We start from the raw sequence: 820 nt of genomic DNA on the forward strand, positions 1-820 counted from the left end.
TTTGTTAACGCGCGTCCTTTTCCTGACGAGGCCGGCAGGATTTCGATAATATGTTTTCCTGAAGAGGTTTGCGCCAGTTTTTTATGATGCTTCAGTTCTTCCTTCGCTTGTTTCAGCTTGTCCATATCAAAGGAGAAGCAAAGAAGCTTATAAATGTTTTCACCGCCGTCAAAAACCGATTCGATATGAGGAATTGGTTTAATGCCAAACTGTTTGAATTGAGTCATGGCTCCTTGCCACAAGTCATCCGTCTGCTTGTTTGGGTTTGCGCTCTTTAGAATGTCAAGCTCCGCGTGCAGCTTAGCTTCGCCGTCAAAAGGAGATAGCAGATGGTCATCTGTATATACCTCAAAGTAAATGTTTTTTGAAAGTAAGTAATCAGCAATCGCTTTACCGGCTTCCTGATCCATTAATGTCCGGCTGATCAAACGGTAACCCGTGTCGTGGATCGTACCGCCATTAGCTGCAATGATAGGGATGTCCAAGTCATCCAGCAGCGCTTTTACATCAAATGTCGCTCTTCCCGTGCAAATGGTGACGAGGATGCCGGCATCAACGGCCCGCTTGATCGCCTCTCTGTTTTCCGCAGAAATGACGCTTTCTTTATTCAGTAATGTTCCGTCTAGATCAATCGCAATACATTTCATATGTAGGGGAACCTCCTTAAAAATGAAGCTGCTTCGTGTAGTATGTTCAGCTTGCCTGTGAAACATAATCCATATAAATTAAGGCTAAACGTTACTTTGATAATTTTCAACAAGGAAATATGTAAAACGGGATGGCGTAATCGCCATCCCGTTCATTATACACCTAAATCGTT

1 protein-coding gene is annotated in these 820 nt (G+C 43.3%); it reads right to left on the bottom strand.

Translation table 11 applies throughout. The annotated features are described in order from the left end of the window. A partial coding sequence (ywtE, locus tag ACWHAR_RS25520) for a 5-amino-6-(5-phospho-D-ribitylamino)uracil phosphatase YwtE (RefSeq protein WP_452088240.1) occupies nt 1–647 on the bottom strand: 647 nt, incomplete at its 3' end. Between the last annotated feature and the right edge of the window lie 173 nt (nt 648–820).

The organism is Bacillus sp. LR--39 (genome assembly GCF_053613335.1).